11 protein-coding genes are annotated in these 15,928 nt (G+C 70.3%); 5 read left to right on the top strand and 6 right to left on the bottom strand.

The window, feature by feature from the left end:
• The first annotated feature begins 148 nt into the window (after positions 1 to 148).
• Positions 149 to 3,598 (top strand): pyruvate carboxylase, encoded by a 3,450-nt coding sequence (locus A5728_RS03650; RefSeq protein ID WP_064845756.1) that lies wholly within the window; start codon positions 149 to 151, stop codon positions 3,596 to 3,598.
• Between the two features lie 59 nt (positions 3,599 to 3,657).
• Positions 3,658 to 5,085 (top strand): mycothione reductase, encoded by a 1,428-nt coding sequence (locus A5728_RS03645; protein WP_064845755.1) that lies wholly within the window; start codon positions 3,658 to 3,660, stop codon positions 5,083 to 5,085.
• 70 nt (positions 5,086 to 5,155) lie between these two features.
• Here the strand turns inward: A5728_RS03645 and A5728_RS03640 are convergent, their stop codons facing one another.
• The 3 genes from A5728_RS03640 to A5728_RS03630 form a co-directional block, all read right to left on the bottom strand.
• Complete coding sequence (locus tag A5728_RS03640; RefSeq protein WP_064845754.1) at positions 5,156 to 6,964, bottom strand: long-chain fatty acid--CoA ligase; 1,809 nt, start codon at positions 6,962 to 6,964, stop codon at positions 5,156 to 5,158.
• 167 nt (positions 6,965 to 7,131) lie between these two features.
• A complete protein-coding gene (locus tag A5728_RS03635; RefSeq protein WP_064845753.1) occupies positions 7,132 to 7,545 on the bottom strand; it encodes a hypothetical protein in 414 nt (137 codons plus the stop codon).
• Positions 7,542 to 8,333 carry a carboxylesterase gene (locus tag A5728_RS03630; RefSeq protein WP_064845752.1) on the bottom strand — a complete coding sequence of 264 codons (792 nt, stop codon included), beginning with the start codon at positions 8,331 to 8,333 and terminating at the stop codon, positions 7,542 to 7,544. The genes A5728_RS03635 and A5728_RS03630 overlap by 4 nt, the downstream gene beginning before the upstream one ends.
• 150 nt (positions 8,334 to 8,483) lie before the next feature.
• Between A5728_RS03630 and A5728_RS03625 the strand changes: the two genes are divergently transcribed.
• Positions 8,484 to 9,329 (top strand): lysophospholipid acyltransferase family protein, encoded by an 846-nt coding sequence (locus A5728_RS03625; protein ID WP_367403385.1) that lies wholly within the window; start codon positions 8,484 to 8,486, stop codon positions 9,327 to 9,329.
• Between the two features lie 9 nt (positions 9,330 to 9,338).
• Positions 9,339 to 10,733 (top strand): class II 3-deoxy-7-phosphoheptulonate synthase, encoded by a 1,395-nt coding sequence (locus A5728_RS03620; RefSeq protein ID WP_064845750.1) that lies wholly within the window; start codon positions 9,339 to 9,341, stop codon positions 10,731 to 10,733.
• 151 nt (positions 10,734 to 10,884) lie between these two features.
• Here A5728_RS03620 and A5728_RS03615 read toward each other — a convergent pair whose 3' ends face one another.
• Positions 10,885 to 12,813 (bottom strand): protein kinase, encoded by a 1,929-nt coding sequence (locus A5728_RS03615; protein WP_064845749.1) that lies wholly within the window; start codon positions 12,811 to 12,813, stop codon positions 10,885 to 10,887.
• A gap of 4 nt (positions 12,814 to 12,817) precedes the next feature.
• A complete protein-coding gene (locus tag A5728_RS03610; protein WP_064845748.1) occupies positions 12,818 to 13,939 on the bottom strand; it encodes a LysM peptidoglycan-binding domain-containing protein in 1,122 nt (373 codons plus the stop codon).
• Positions 13,940 to 14,081: 142 nt separating this feature from the next.
• On the opposite strand from A5728_RS03610, the gene A5728_RS03605 reads away from it, so the two are divergent.
• A complete protein-coding gene (locus tag A5728_RS03605; RefSeq protein WP_064845747.1) occupies positions 14,082 to 14,468 on the top strand; it encodes an Rv2175c family DNA-binding protein in 387 nt (128 codons plus the stop codon).
• Between the two features lie 20 nt (positions 14,469 to 14,488).
• On the opposite strand, the gene A5728_RS03600 is transcribed toward A5728_RS03605, so the two are convergent.
• A complete protein-coding gene (locus tag A5728_RS03600) occupies positions 14,489 to 15,598 on the bottom strand; it encodes a polyprenyl synthetase family protein (protein ID WP_064845746.1) in 1,110 nt (369 codons plus the stop codon).
• Positions 15,599 to 15,928 lie beyond the last annotated feature (330 nt).

Genomic DNA, 15,928 nt, shown 5'->3' with positions numbered 1-15,928 from the left:
CACGAGCGGCGGATGTTGCCTGGACCGGCGCAGGGGACACGAAATCCGGGCTACCCTACCGAGGCGTGGCTCACGTAAGCTGTCCCGGTAGTCGTCTCCTCACTCAGTGCGCGGGCCCCACAGGGCGCCGCGTGCGGAAACGGTAGTCATGTTCTCCAAGATCCTGGTGGCCAACCGCGGCGAGATTGCCATTCGCGCGTTCCGAGCGGCGTACGAACTCGGCGCCAAGACCGTTGCCGTCTTCCCGTACGAGGACCGCAATTCGATCCACCGCCAGAAGTCGGACGAGGCCTACCACATCGGGGAGGAGGGCCACCCGGTCCGCGCGTACCTGGACGTGGCCGAGATTGTGCGCGTGGCCAAGGAGTCCGGGGCGGACGCCATCTACCCGGGCTACGGTTTCCTGTCCGAGAACCCGGACCTGGCGCGCGCGGCCGAGGCGGAGGGCATCACGTTCGTGGGTCCGCGCGCCGAGATCCTGGAACTCGCCGGGAACAAGGTCGAGGCGTTGCGGGCCGCGCGGCGCGCGGGCATCCCCACGCTCGAATCCTCGGACCCCTCCTCGGACAAGGAGACGTTGATCGAGGCCGCGGAGAAGATCGGCTTCCCGGTGTTCGTCAAGGCGGTCGCCGGTGGCGGTGGCCGCGGGATGCGGCGCGTGGAGAAGCCCGAACAGTTGGCGGAAGCGCTCGACGCCGCGATGCGCGAGGCGGACACCGCGTTCGGTGACCCCACCGTGTTCATCGAGCAGGCCGTGTTGCGTCCGCGGCACATCGAGGTGCAGATCCTCGCGGACAATGAGGGCAACATCGTGCACCTGTTCGAACGGGACTGCTCATTGCAGCGCCGGCACCAGAAGGTCATCGAGATCGCCCCGGCACCGCACCTGGACGAGGAGATCCGTGACGCCCTGCACCGGGACGCGGTGAAGTTCGCCAAAGAGCTCGGCTACGTCAACGCGGGCACCGTGGAGTTCCTCGTGGACACCGCGGGGGAACGCGCGGGGCAGCACGTGTTCATCGAGATGAACCCCCGGATCCAGGTGGAGCACACCGTGACCGAGGAGATCACGGACGTGGACCTGGTCCAGTCCCAGTTGCGCATCGCCGCCGGTGAGAGCCTGGACGACCTGGGCATCTCGCAGGACGCGCTGCGCGTGCGTGGGGCCGCCCTGCAGTGCCGGATCACCACGGAGGATCCCGCCAACGACTTCCGCCCGGACGTGGGGAAGGTCTCGGCCTACCGTTCCGCCGGTGGCGCCGGTGTGCGCCTGGACGGCGGCACGCTCTACGCGGGCGCGGAGATCTCCCCGCACTTCGACTCGATGCTCGTGAAGCTCACGTGCCGCGGACGCGACTACACCACCGCGGTGCACCGCGCCCGCCGTGCGCTCGCCGAGTTTCGCATCCGCGGGATCGCCACCAACATCCAGTTCCTGCAGGCCGTGCTGCACAATCCGGACTTCCTGGCCGGGGACGTGGCCACGGACTTCATCGAGAACCACCCGGACCTGCTCAAGGGCAAGGGCTCGGCGGACCGCGGCACCCGCGCGCTGAACTACCTCGCGGAGGTGACGGTCAACAAGCCCCACGGCGAGCGCATCGACGGCATGGACCCGCGCGACAAGCTCCCGCACTACCCGGGGGACAAGCGGGACGAACCCTTCCGCAGCCCGTTCGACGGTCCGTCCTCCCACGAGGTGCCCTCCGGCTGGCGCCAGGTGCTCCAGGAGCAGGGGCCCGAGGGCTTCGCGCGCACCCTGCGGAACTACGAACCGCTCGCAGTGACGTCCACCACGTTCCGTGACGCCCACCAGTCCCTGCTGGCCACCCGTGTGCGCACCCGCGACCTGCTCGCGGCGGCACCCGCGTACGCGCACCTGCTGCCGGGGCTGCTCTCGGTCGAGGCCTGGGGCGGTGCCACGTACGACGTTGCGCTGCGCTTCCTGGGGGAGGACCCGTGGGAGCGGCTGCGGCTGCTGCGCGAGGCGATGCCGAACATCCCCATCCAGATGCTGCTGCGCGGGCGCAACACCGTGGGGTACACGCCGTACCCGGTGGAGGTGACCAACGCGTTCGTCGCGGAGGCGGCCGAGACCGGCGTCGACATCTTCCGGATCTTCGACGCGCTCAACGACGTCGAGCAGATGCGCCCGGCCATCGAGGCGGTGCGGGCCACGGGCACCGCGGTGGCCGAGGTGACCCTGTGTTACACGGGCAACCTGCTCGACCCGCAGGAGAACGTCTACACGCTCGACTACTACCTGGACCTCGCTCAGCAGTGCGTGGACGCCGGCGCGCACATCCTGGCGATCAAGGACATGGCGGGGTTGCTGCGCCCGGAGGCCGCGCGGCGTCTCGTGGCGGCCCTGCGCGAGCGCTTCGATCTGCCGGTGCACCTGCACACCCACGACACCGCGGGCGGGCAGCTCGCCACGCTGCTCGCCGCTGCGGAGGCCGGGGTCGACGCCGTCGACGCCGCATCCGCGTCCATGGCCGGCACCACGTCCCAGGTCTCGGGCTCCGCGCTCGTGGCCGCGCTCGAGAACACGGACCGGGACACCGGACTTGACCTGGACGCCGTGAGCGACATGGAGCCCTACTGGGAAGTGGTGCGCTCCATCTACAAGCCCTTCGAGTCCGGGCTGACCGGGCCCACCGGCCGCGTGTACCGCCACGAGATCCCGGGCGGGCAGCTCTCAAACCTGCGCCAGCAGGCCATCGCGCTGGGTCTCGGGGAGAAGTTCGAGGCGATCGAGGACATGTACCACGCCGCGGACCGGATGCTGGGGCACCTGGTCAAGGTCACGCCGTCGTCCAAGGTGGTGGGCGACCTCGCCCTGCAGCTCGTGGGCATGGACGTGGACCCCGCCGAGTTCGAGGCCGATCCCCGCAAGTTCGACATCCCCGACTCCGTGATCAACTTCCTCGCCGGCGAGCTCGGCACCCCGCCCGCGGGCTGGCCGGAACCGTTCCGCAGCAAGGCGCTGGAGGGACGCACCGTGCACCTGGCGGACGAGGAGCTCTCGGAGCAGGATGTCGAGGAGCTCGCCCAGCCGGGCGAGGTGCGCCGCGCGGCCCTGAACCGGCTGCTTTTCCCCGGCCCCACACGCGACTACCAGAACTCGCGCACCAAGTACGGGGACATCTCCCTCCTGCACACCCGCGACTTCCTGTACGGGCTGAAACAGGACCACGAGCACGTCATCTCGCTCGGCAAGGGGGTGCGGCTGCTGGTCACCCTGCAGGCGATCTCCGAACCGGACGAGAAGGGGATGCGTACGGTCATGGTGACCCTCAATGGTCAGCTGCGCCTGCTCGAGATCCGCGACGAGTCGGTGAAGTCCCAGGCCGTGGAGACCGAGAAGGCGGACACCTCCAAGCCCGGGCACGTGGCGGCACCCTTCGCAGGTGCGGTCACGGTCACGGTCTCCGAGGGGGCAAAGGTCGCCGCGGGGGACTCAGTGGCCACGATCGAGGCCATGAAGATGGAGGCGTCCATCACTGCGCCGGTCTCGGGCACGGTCTCCCGCGTGGCACTTGCGGACACCGCGCACGTCAGCGGCGGGGACCTGGTGCTGGTGATCGATCCCGAGTGACGGATCCCGCCGCCCCGCCTGTCCTCGGACGCGCGGGGCGGCGGCCTAGGATGGGGCACATGCGTTCTTTCGACCTGATCATCGTGGGCTCCGGCTCCGGCAACTCCATCCTTACAGACGAGTACGCGGACCTCGACGTCGCCATCGTGGAACCCGGCCGGTTCGGGGGGACGTGTCTGAACGTGGGGTGCATCCCCACCAAGATGTACGCGTACCCGGCCACCGTGGGGGACCAAGCGCGGGACGCCATACGGCTGGGCCTGGACGCCGTGATCGAGGGTGTGGACTGGCCCGGCATGCGGGATCGCATCTTCGCCCGGATCGACGCGATCTCCAAGAACGGGCTGCAGTACCGCGAGTCGCTCGACAACGTCACGGTGATCCAGGAGTACGTGCACTTCGTGGAACCCAAGGTCCTCGAGACCGAGTCCGGGCAGCGGATCACCGCCGATGAGATCGTGCTGGCCAACGGTTCGCGGGTCAGCATCCCCGACGTGCTGGGTACCGACCTGCCCGGGGTGCATACCTCGGACACCGTGATGCGCCTGGACGAGTTCCCCCGAGACGTCATCGTGGTGGGCGGCGGGTACGTGGCCGCCGAGTTCTGCCACGTTTTCCGCGGACTGGGCGCCTCCGTGACCCAGCTCAACCGTTCGCAGCGCTTGTTGCGCGAACACGACGACACGATCGCCGAACGCTTCACGCGCGAGGCCGCCGAACAGTGGGACCTACAACTCGGGTGGACGCTCTCCGGGATCGAGCGTGCCGAGGACGGCCGCCTGACGGTGTCGGCGCAGGCCTCCGACGGTTCCGCACAGCACTGGGACGGCACCGCCGACGTCGTCCTGCTGGCCACGGGGCGCGTCCCCAATGCGGACACGCTGCGCCCGGAAGCCGCCCACCTGGACGTCACCGGCGGCGGTCTGCTCGCCGTGGACGAGTACCAGCGTGTGCTCTCGGACGGGGAACCCGTGACCGGCGTGTGGGCCCTCGGGGACGTGTGCTCCCCGTACCAGCTCAAGCACGTGGCCAACGCCGAGGCCCGCACGGTCTCCCACAACGTGGTGCACCCGCAGGATCTGCGCGCGACCGATCACCGCTACGTGCCGTCCGCGGTGTTCACCGAACCGCAGATCGCGTCCGTGGGCATGACCGAGGTCCAGGCCCGCGACTGGGCCGCCCGGAACGACGAGCGGATCACGATCAAGGAACAGGACTTCGGGGACGTGGCCTACGGCTGGGCCATGGAGGACCACGCCGGAATCTGCAAACTCATCGCGAACGCCCGCACCGGCGAGCTGCTGGGGGCACACCTCATCGGCCGCGATTCCTCCAACCTGATCCAGCCGCTCGTCCAGGGCATGTCCTTCGGGCTGCGGGCCCACGAAATGGCACGCGGCCAGTACTGGATCCACCCCGCGCTCGCGGAGGTGGTGGAGAACGCGCTACTGGGTCTGGACGTCCCCGGGCAGCGCACGGAGGACTAAACCGGGCCCCCGGAGCCCGGTATGCGAAGCGCAGTTCCTGGCCCGGGCACCCCACGGCGTCGGCGGGCTGTCAGCGCGCGTAGATGTCCTCGATCTCGCGCGCGAAGTCCTGGGCGACCTTGGCCCGCTTGAGCTTCATGGACGGAGTGAGGTGGCCGTCCTCGATCGTGAGGTCACGGTCCAGGATGCGGAAGGCCTTGATGCCCTCCGCGCGGGAGACCTTGGCGTTGGCGTGGTCCACGATCTTCTGGACGTGGTCGATGACGGCCTCCTCGCGTGCGGCCCGGTCGACGCTCATGTGCGGATCCAGCCCGAGTCCGGGCAGCACCTTGGGCAGCGTCTCGGGGTCCAGGGTGATCAGGGCGGCCACGAAGGGGCGGTCGTCCCCGACGACCATGATCTGCCCCACGGTCGCGGAGGCGCGGATGGGGTCCTCGAGTTGGTTGGGGATCACGTTCTTGCCGCCCGCGGTGACGATGATCTCCTTCTTGCGCCCCGTGACCGTGAGCAGCCCCTCGTCGTCCAGGTGGCCCAGGTCCCCGGTGGCGAACCAACCGTCGAAGAACGCCTCGGCGGTCTTATCGGGCAGCCCGTGGTAGCCCTTGAACACGTTGGCGCCGCGCACGAGGATTTCCCCGTCCGCGGCGATCGCGACTTCGTTGCCGGGGATCGGGTGGCCCACCGTGCCGAGCCGGTTGAGGCTCGGGAAGTTCGCCGCGATGGGGGCGGTCGTCTCGGTGAGCCCGTAGCCCTCGACCACGTACACACCGATCCCGTTGAAGAAGTGCGCGAGGTAGTCGCCCAGACTCGCACCCCCGGAGACGGCATAGCGCACGTCCCCGCCCATGGCCTGGCGCAGCGTGGAGTACACGAGCTTGTCGTAGAGGCGGTGGCGGGCTTCGAGCAGCGGCGGCACGGGGCCCTTCACGGCGGCGCGTGACCACGCGACGGCGGTCGCAACGGCCCGCTCGAAGATCAGCTTCTTCACGGGCGAACCGGCCTGGGCCTTGAACCGCGCGCCCACCAGAATCTTCTCGAACACGCGGGGCACGGCCAGGATGAACGTGGGCTTGAACCGGGCGAGGTCGTCCATGAGGTGGGAGACATCCGGCGTGTGGGCCAGGGTGATCCCGGCGTCCAGGGACGTGACCTCCACGAACCGGGCGAACACGTGCGCGAGCGGCAGGAACATGAGGGTGCGGGACCCCCCGGCCATGACGGCACCGGCCACCGGGATGGTGTTCTGCGAGCACGACACGAAATTGCGGTGCGTCAGTTCGCAGCCCTTGGGCGCACCCGTGGTCCCCGAGGTGTAGATGAGGGTCGCGACGTCGTCCAGGGTCACGCCGTCGTAGGGCGTCTGCAGATCCGTGGGGTCGGCGCCGCCCGCGATCATGGCCTCCAGGGAGTTTTCGCTGGAGGCGGTGTCGAAGACGCAGATTCGCCGGGCGGCCGCGAACTCCGTGATCCCGGTGGCCCGCTGCACGCGTTCGGCCAGTTCGTCGGTCTCCACGAAGATCGCCACGGCCTGCGAATCAGACATGATGTGGGCGATCTGATCGGGGGAGGACGTGTCGTAGACGGGCACCGGCACTGCGCCGACCCACCACAGGGCGAAGTCCACGAGCGTCCACTCGTAGCGCGTGCGGCTCAGCAGGCCCACGCGCTCGCCGGGGCGGATGCCCTTCGCGGCGATCCCACGGGCCAGGGCCACGACCTCGTCACGGAACTGTCGCGCCGTGACGTCCCGCTCGCGCCCTTCTGCGAGCACGGTGTACAGCACCGTGTCGGGTTTCTGCTCGGCGCGTTCGGCGAGGATGTGGGCGATGCCGGGGTACGGCAGGGGATCGACGATGGCCGGGGCGCTGACGCGTCGCATGGAGGGGCACCTTCCTGATGGGAACGGCTCTCAGCCTACTGTGTGTCGCGCCTCACTCCCGGCATATACTGGACGTGTCCACCACATGACGGCGACCCCGGCAGGATTGTGGCGGAGACGCCCGCGTCCGGGGAGCCGGCCCCGCTGGAACGCGCCGCGCGGACGCGTCAGACGACGGCGCCGTCGTCGTCCTCGGGGGAGTCCTGCGGCAGCGCGCGGAAGACCAGGTACAGACCCGCGACCAGACCCACGAGGCCCAGCAGCCACATAACCGGGGGCAGGGGACCGGGCAACAGGGCGAGTCCGACCATGATCACGATGACCGCGAGCACGGTGCTCAGGGCGCGCAGCATGGCGGGGGAGATCCCGCTCGTAACGGGCCCGGGATCGGGCTCGTAGCGTTCGTCCTCCCGGGTGTCCCGCAGTTCGACGGGGATCTCCTCGGCCGGTTGCTCGCGGGGCTCCCACGGGAAGTCCTCGGCCCACGGTTCGAGGTCCTCGTCGTCGCGGGGGACGTCGTCCCACGAGTTGCCGCGGATGATCCGCTCGAACGGGTCCTCCGGTGGTTGGCGTGAACTCACGACGGGTCCTCGGGGAGGAACTGCTCGCCCCGGGACAACCGCTGGACCGCGTCCCGGGAGATCCGTTCGAGCAGTGGGGCATCGTGATCCAGGGTGGCCACGTGGTAGCTGTTCTGCAGATCGACCACGTGGACGTCCCCGGAACTGTGCTCGGCCACCAGGTCCGCGGAGCCCCCGGAGACGATGTGGTCCACCTCGGAACGGAACACCACGGTGGGCGCGGTGATCGCAGGGAGCATGCGCACGGTCCGGTGCATCAGCACGTTCAACTGCGCGACGGCGGCCAGGGGCGTGCGGTCGTAGGTGGACTCCAGGACGTCCTCCTTCTTGACGTCGCCACCGATCCCGGGCAGGGACGCGACCACGGGACTCATCAGGTGACTGAACCGCGCCATCCGGTTCACGAGGGACAGCGCGGGGTTCACGAGCAGCACCCCGGCGACCTCCCGCCGGGCCGCGGTGTGCAGGGCCAGCGCGCCGCCCATGGACAGCCCGCCCACGACCACGCGGTCGTGCTCGCGGCGCAACGCCCAGTACTGTTCGTCCACGGCGTCCCGCCAGGCCTGCCACGGTTGTTCGGCCAGTTCCTCCCACTGCGTCCCGTGCCCGGGCAGCAGGGGGACGCGCACGCCCGGGTGGGCTCCGGCGTCGTCGGTGGCCTCGTGGACGGCGTGCGCCCAATCCCGCACGGAGGCCGTGGTGGCCGTGAAGCCGTGCAGTAGGAGGACCCCCACGGAGGAGGAGCCGGGAAGGTGCAGGGGGCCGTGGAGTTGCTGATCGGAGAACATGGCGCCATTGTGCCAGCCGCCGCGAGAACTCGTGAGAGAATGTGGCGGAACAAAGGCACGGTGCCGCGTGTGCGCACCGGTGCACGGCCGGGCCACCGCGGGCATCCGGTGACTCCCGCGATGACGAAAGGGCTCCCGCTCATGGTGTACATGTTCTTGAAGACCTACGTGGTGGGCCCCGTGGTCAACCTGGTGTGCCGACCCACCGTGGTGGGTCTGGAGAACGTCCCCGAGCACGGCCCCGCGATCCTCGCGAGCAACCACCTGTCCGTCCCGGACGCCGTCTTTATGCCCGTGGCCGTGCCGCGCCAGGTGTATTTCCTGGCCAAGTCCGAGTACTTCACGACCCCCGGGCTCAAGGGGCGCGTGATCGGCGCGTTCTTCAAAGCCATCAACCAGATCCCCATGGACCGCAGGGGTGGCAAGGCCAGCGCCAAATCGCTCAGTGCCGGTGGCCAGGCACTCGCCGAGGGCAAGCTGATCGGGATCTACCCGGAGGGCACACGCTCCCCGGACGGTCGGCTCTACAAGGGGAAGATCGGTGTGGCCCGCCTCGCGCTGGAGACCGGGGCCCCCGTGATCCCCGTGGCGATGTTCGGCACGGACAAGATGCAGCCCCTGGGCTCACGGTTCCCGGATCCGCGCCGTGCCAAGGTCACCACGGTCTTCGGTGAGCCCATGGACTTCTCGGACCTGATGTCCCGGCGCGGGGACCACGCGACCATGCGCCGCGTGACGGACGAGATCATGGCCGCGATCCAGAAGATCTCTGGCCAGGAGATGGCGGACGTCTACGCTGCCGATCACAAGCGCGCGCTCGCCGAGGAGAAGACCGCAGCGCTCAAGGTCCAGGCCCGCGACGTCGTCGAGGCCACCCGGGACAAGGGACGCGCGGTCACGGACGCCGTGTCCCAGCAGGCGAGCAACCTGGGCGCCAAGCTGCAGGGACGTTCACATGACGGAACGGACGAGCGCGGTCCCAAGGAATCCGCCTAGACTGTCCGAATGAGTTCCATAACGCTGCCTGAACAGATCCGAACCGTGTCGTCCCCCTCCCCGAGCGCGGCGAACTATCCCGGCCTGGACGAGTGGCGGGACAAGACGATCGGTCAGCACCCCCAGTGGGCGCAGCACCCCGACTTCGCGAGCAGCATGCAGGAGCTCAACGCCGTCCCGCCCCTCGTGTTCGCGGGAGAGGTCGACCGGCTGCGCGCGCGCCTGGCCCAGGTGGCCAACGGTGAGGCGTTCTTCCTGCAGGGCGGCGACTGCGCCGAGACGTTTGCCGGTGCCACCGCGGACAAGATCTCGGCCCGGGTGCGCACGCTGCTGCAGATGGCCGTGGTGCTCACGTACGGCGCGTCGCTGCCCGTGGTCAAGATGGGGCGCATGGCGGGGCAGTTCTCCAAGCCGCGTTCGTCCAACGACGAGACCCGCGACGGCGTGACCCTGCCCTCGTTCCGTGGGGAGATGGTCAACGGTTTCGACTTCACCGAGGAGTCCCGCGTTCACGATCCCAAGCGGATGGTGCGCGGTTACCACACGTCCGCGTCCACGCTGAACCTGATTCGCGCCTTCACCCAGGGCGGGTTCGCGGACCTGCGCCGCGTGCACGCGTGGAACATGGGCTTCGCGGCCAACCCGGCATACGCCCGCTACGAGTCCATGGCGCGCGAGATCGACCACGCGGTGAAGTTCATGGCCGCGTGCGGCTCCGACTTCGACGCTCTCAAGACCACCGAGTTCTTCGCGGGTCACGAGGCGCTGCTGCTTGACTACGAGCGTGCACTGACCCGCATCGACTCCCGCACGAACCTGCCGTACGGCACATCCGCGCACTTCCTGTGGATCGGGGAGCGCACGCGCGAACTCGACGGCGCGCACGTGGACCTGCTCTCCCGGTTGCGCAATCCCATCGGCGTCAAGCTCGGCCCGTCCACCACGGGCGACGACGCCCTGCGGCTCATCGATGCCCTGGACCCCGAGCGCGAGCCGGGTCGCCTGACGTTCATCACCCGCATGGGTGCCAAGAACATCCGCGAGAAGCTGCCCCCGGTGATCCAGGCCGTGGAGGCGTCGGGTGCCAAGCCCGTGTGGGTCACGGACCCCATGCACGGCAACACGGTCTCGCTGCCCTCGGGGTACAAGACCCGCAACTTCGACGACGTCGTGGATGAGGTCCGCGGCTTCTTCGAGGTGCACCGCGCGCTGGGTACGTTCCCGGGCGGCATCCACGTGGAGATGACCGGTGACGACGTCGCGGAGTGCCTGGGCGGGTCCGACCCGGTCAACGAGTCCTCGTTCGCCGAACGCTACGAGACGCTGTGCGACCCCCGGTTGAACCACATGCAGTCCCTGGAGATCGCGTTCCTGGTCGCGGAGTACCTCTCCCAGCAGAACTGATCCGTTGACATGCGATGACCCCGGCACCGTTGGTGCCGGGGTCATCTTTCGTGTGTAAGGCGTCCGTGTCGTCATCGCCTTCGGGGCGCGGGCGTCACGGCGTGGTCGTGACAGCACGGTCGCCACTCATGCGGTCGTGTCCGCACGACCGTCACAACACGGTGAGGATCACCGTGTTCTCGTCCTCACGCTGGCGCACGACCCGGTTGAGGTGGGAACCAACGGGTGAGTTGATCTCCACCGTGTACCCCTGCTCCTCGAGGCTCTGCCGGGCGGAGTCCGCGTCCTGGCCCACCACGTTGGGCGGTGCACCCTGCGGGGTGTCCGCGGCGAGGGTCAGGGCCACGGTCGTGCCCTCGTCCACGCTCGTCCCCGCAGCGGGGGACTGCCCGAGCACGGTGTCCACGGCCTGCGCGGAGTACTCCCGCGAGATCTTGCCCACGCGCAGCCCGGCGCCGGTGATCGCGGCCCGGGCGTCGTCGCCCGCTGAACCGACCACGGTGGGAACGCTCACGCGGGCGGGACCCTCGGAGACCACCAGGTTGACCTGCTCGATACCGCGCACGGTGGTGGAGACCCCGGGATCCGTGGCGATCACGATGCCCTGCGGGACCTCGGGGCTTGTGGTCGAGCGCACGCCCACGTTGGAGATCCCCGCGCTGTTGAGGGCGCGTTCCGCGGTTGCGGTGTCCTGACCCGCGACGGCAGGGACGGTCGCGGACGCCGTCCCGGGGGCCGAGCCGAGCCACCAGCCCAGGAATCCGGCCACCGAGAGCAGCAGCGCGAAGACCACGGCGCCCACGGCCAGGTGCAGGGCAGGGGGCTGGGGGTTCAGCCGGACCCGGGGTGTGTCGCGGGAGCGGTGGGCGGTGGAGCCCACCTGGGTCATGGCGATGGTCCCGGTCGCGTCGGGCTCGAAGGCGGGCAGGATCGGCGCACCGGCCCCGCGCTCGCCGGGACGGCCCATTCCATGCGTGTGCTGACTACCGCGCGGGGTGGTGGCGTTCTCCCCGGTGGGATCCGCTCCCGCATCGCCGAGGGCCTCCGTGGGTACTCCGCCGAGTGCCTGCGTCGGCGCCTCGGCGGCGTCGCCTCCCGCGGTGGGAACGGTGGCCGCGCCGGCAGCGGCGGACGCTCCCGCAGCGCCGGCCAGTGCCCCTCCGGCGACCGCCGCCGCAGCCGTCGAGGCGTGGGACCCGCCTCCCAGGACGACCGTGTCCGTGTCCCGCAGTGAGGGCGGGTCGATCTGCTCGGGCAGCGAGCGTCGGATGGCCAGCGCGAGGTCCAGCAGCGCCGCGGCGTCGGCGGGGCGCTGGGCAGCGTCGCGGGACGTCGCGCGCAGCACGAACTCGTCGAGCGCAGCGGGGACGCCCTGCGCGAGCCCACCGGGGGCGGGGACGTCCCGGCTCACGTGGGCGGTCGCGACCTGCAGGGCGGTACCGGTGTACGGGCGTGAGCCCGTGAGCATCTCGTACGCCATGATCCCCACGGCGTAGACGTCGCTGCGCTGGTCCACGGGGCCGTCCCCCACGAGTTCGGGGGCGGCGTAGCCCACCGTGCCCATGACCGTGGTGCTCGTGGTGTGCTCGTCCACGGCGCGGGTCAGTCCGAAGTCTGCGACCTTGACCTGCCCGCCCCGGGTCAGCAGGACGTTCTCGGGCTTCACGTCCCGGTGGACCAGGCCGATCCGGTGCGCCTGGGTGAGGCCGCGCAGCACGGGGATCAGCAGGTCGAGCGTGCGGCGCGGTGTCATGGGCGCCTCATGGGCCACGACGTCGCGCAGAGTGGGCCCGTCCACGTATTCCAGGACCAGGTAGAGCACGCCATCCGCGGTGTGACCCTGGTCCAGGACGGCCACCACGTTGGGGTGGTGCAGGCGCGCGGCGGACTTGGCCTCACGCCGTGCCCTGGCCACGAAGGACGGGTCGTCCGCGACGTGGGGGTGCATGATCTTCAGGGCCACGGGACGTTCGAGCCGTTCGTCGAGCCCCTCGTAGACCGTGGCCGTACCACCGCGGGCGATCAGGCGGCGGACCTGGTACCGGCCCTCCAGCAGGGATCCCACGCGGTGGTCGTTCATGCTGCTACTGGGCAAATTCTCGTTCCTGTGCGCTCACGGCTTTCACGTACGCCTTGGTGTCGGGGTACATACCGTACGTCTTCACGCCGTGCAGTCCCTGATAGTAGGCGCCGATCCCCGCGGCCTTGTTGGGGGCCTTGGCCTGCAGCTCCCGGATCAGCGCGACCCCCGCGGTGATGTTGTCCTGGGGGTCCAGCAGGTCCAGGTCCCGACCCACCATCGCGGACGCCCACTCACCGGCGGACGGGATCACCTGCATGGTGCCCACGGCGTCCGCGGGGGAGACCACCCCGTGGCGGAACCCGGATTCCTGCGAGGCGTGGGCGAGCGCGAGCGCCGGGTCCACACCCAACTCCTGGGCGGTCGCTCGCACCATCTCCCGGATCTGCTCCGGGGCCGGCAGTTGGCGCTGCTGCAACTGGGCGTGGTGTCGGTTCGCGGACTCCACGACCTCGCGGGGGTACGTGCGGCCCGCGAACGTGTCACCCACGGCGGCCTTGGGCTTCGGGGCCGCGGCCGTGCCAGCGTCACGCACCGTCGCGGCGGGTTCGGACGACGACGCCGCTCGGGCGGGTCCCGCCGCCCCGCCCGGGATCGTGAGTCCCTGGCCCGGGCGCAACACGGAGGCAGCAGAGACCCCGTTGGCCCGCATGAGCTCGGCCACGCTCACGCCGTAGCGCTGCGCGAGGTCCCACAGGGTGTCACCGGCGGCCACGGTGTGGCGCCGGGAGCCGCCGCGGTCGGAGCCGGCCGGGTCTGCGTCGTCGGCGCGCGATGCGGCCGCGGAGGAGGAGGCGGGAGCGCGGTCCGATCCCGGGATCACGAGCCGCTGGCCGGGGCGGATCATGCCGTGGGCCGGGAGCTTGTTGACGCTCATCAGGTCCTGGACTCGCACCCCGTGGGCGGTCGCCAGGGACCACAGGGAGTCCCCGGGGGCCACGGTCACGTGCGTGGACTGGGCATGCTGCGCCACGTGGACGTTCGGGGCGGGCGCCGGCGCGGCGTGCGCGGAACCCACGGTGCCCAGGGCGGTGAGGGCGGCCAGCGCGGCGGCGGAGCCCTGCGCGGCGCGGCGGGACCATGTGGAACGGGGGGACCGGCGGTCGTGGGGCGGGTCAACCGGCATGTTCGCGATTCCTACCTCGGGACGGGTGAGCGGGGGAAGATCCGGCGGCACCCTCCGGTACAGCACGGTGCCCCCAGATTACCCGACCCCTGGTCGCGACCGGTGTGTGAGCCGGTCGGTGCGCCGTGGCACAGTAGGGTTCGTGAACTACTCAACCGATCTCTCCGCCCAGGAATTCGCCGAACTCGACTCGTTGGTGGGTGAGTGGACCTACCTTCCCGACATCGCCGAGGCCATGGACATCCAGATCACCCGGGTGCATCGGCTCGTGGACGACGGCGCACTGCTCGAGGTGCGCCGACCCGAAGACCGCGTGCGTGTGGTCCCCGCCGATTTCATGGACGGCGACCGCCCCGTGGACTCCCTCAAGGGGACCGTGGCCGTCCTGCGGGATGCCGCCTACACGGACGCCCAGGCGATCCGCTGGCTGTTCACCGAGGACGAGTCCCTGCCCGGGCGGCCCATCGACGCGCTGCGCCGTGGCCAGAAGACCGAGGTGCGCCGCAGGGCCCAGGCCCTGGGCTGGTGACACCCGCCCGCTGAGGCGGCCTACTTGGCGCGGCGCACGGCGGCGCCGGCGAGCGCCTGCAGCCCGGCCCGGGCGACGTCGTCGGTGCGCAAGCGCGCCAGCTGCGTGTCCGCGGTGCGCACGAGGGACGCGATGAGTTCCTCCGAGCGCGCGTGGGCACCGCTGTCCCGCATGAGGTCCCGCGCGCGGTGCACCTCCTGCTCGGTGAGTTCCGCGCGGCCGAGCACCGATTCGAGCCACGCGATGTCCTCGGTCGAACTTGATGCCGCGCACAGTGCGATCAGCGCGGTGCGCTTGCCCTCGCGGATGTCGTCCCCGGCGGGCTTGCCCGTGGTCTCCGGGTCGCCGAAGACCCCCAGGACGTCGTCGCGCAATTGGAAAGCCTCGCCGACCGGCAGCGCGAACGCGGAGCAGTCCGCGAGGAACTCGCGGTCCGCGCCGGCGAGTGCCGCGCCGATCTCCACGGGGTGCTCCACCGAGTACTTGGCGGACTTGTAGCGCAGCACGGTCATGGCACGCTCGAGTTGTTCCTCGGGGTCGCCCACGGCGGGAGCGACCTCCGCGTGGATGTCCAGGTACTGCCCGGCCATGACCTCGGTGCGCATCGTGGAGAAGATCTCCCGTGCGGTCGCGGCCGCGTCCGCGGCGACGCGCGCGGTGGCGTCGGCGAAGAGTTGTTCCGCGAAGGACAGGCTCATGTCCCCGGTGAGGACGGCCGCGCTGACCCCGAAGTGGGCGGCGTCCGCGGACCACCCGGCCTCGCGGTGCAGGGCCTCGAAAACGCGGTGCACACTGGGCTTGCCGCGGCGCGTGTCCGAGCGGTCCAGGATGTCGTCGTGGATCAGCGCCGCGGTCTGGAAAAGTTCGAGGGACGCCGCGGCGGCCACGGCGACGTCGTCCGCCACGGCCCCGCCAGCCGCGCGCCAGCCCCAGTAGCACAGCCGTGCGCGCAGGCGCTTGCCGCCGCGCGTGAGGTCCTCGATCGCGTCCACGAGCACGGTCGCGTGCGGGGAGATCCCGGTGACCCGTTCGCGTTCCCTCGCGAAGAACTCGGTGATCCGCTCGTCCAGGAGCGCGGAGAAGTCACGGTCCTGTTGCGTCGCGGTGACGGACGCGTCGGAAGGGGTCATGCCAGGGCACCTTTGATCGAGGGGATGCTGTCGGCCGCGCTGCGCGGTACCGCGGGGCGCGGCGGGCGTCACGGGCACGGGCTCCACGACGCCGGGCCGCCCCGCGGGCGCCCAACCAGCCTAACCGGACGCGGCGCCGCGGATGCGTATCGGTGCCGCCCTGTCGAGCGGCCCGGGGCCGGACAAGTTCGTGGTGCCGTGGCCCGTGTGCGTGTCGGAGCCCCTTCCTAGGCTTAGGGAAGACGAACCAGATCCCGCGCGGGTGGCATGTCCGTCATCAACGGGTCTTGATCCGGACGGGTCCCGCGTGGCGATGGGTTTCCGATGCCG

Origin of the sequence: Kocuria sp. ICS0012, from assembly GCF_001665945.1 — a bacterium.
Classification (GTDB): domain Bacteria; phylum Actinomycetota; class Actinomycetes; order Actinomycetales; family Micrococcaceae; genus Kocuria; species Kocuria marina.
This window is presented reverse-complemented; position numbering and strand designations above follow the sequence as displayed.

Bases quoted from the DNA above. Each gene is read 5' to 3' on its own strand.
- A5728_RS03620 (WP_064845750.1), top strand. From the start codon at position 9,339: ATGAGTTCCATAACGCTGCCTGAACAGATCCGAACCGTGTCGTCCCCC.
- A5728_RS03600 (WP_064845746.1), bottom strand. From the start codon at position 15,598: ATGACCCCTTCCGACGCGTCCGTCACCGCGACGCAACAGGACCGTGAC.
- A5728_RS03650 (WP_064845756.1), top strand. From the start codon at position 149: ATGTTCTCCAAGATCCTGGTGGCCAACCGCGGCGAGATTGCCATTCGC.
- A5728_RS03615 (WP_064845749.1), bottom strand. From the start codon at position 12,813: ATGAACGACCACCGCGTGGGATCCCTGCTGGAGGGCCGGTACCAGGTC.
- A5728_RS03630 (WP_064845752.1), bottom strand. From the start codon at position 8,333: ATGTTCTCCGATCAGCAACTCCACGGCCCCCTGCACCTTCCCGGCTCC.
- A5728_RS03645 (WP_064845755.1), top strand. From the start codon at position 3,658: ATGCGTTCTTTCGACCTGATCATCGTGGGCTCCGGCTCCGGCAACTCC.
- A5728_RS03640 (WP_064845754.1), bottom strand. From the start codon at position 6,964: ATGCGACGCGTCAGCGCCCCGGCCATCGTCGATCCCCTGCCGTACCCC.
- A5728_RS03625 (WP_367403385.1), top strand. From the start codon at position 8,484: ATGTTCTTGAAGACCTACGTGGTGGGCCCCGTGGTCAACCTGGTGTGC.
- A5728_RS03610 (WP_064845748.1), bottom strand. From the start codon at position 13,939: ATGCCGGTTGACCCGCCCCACGACCGCCGGTCCCCCCGTTCCACATGG.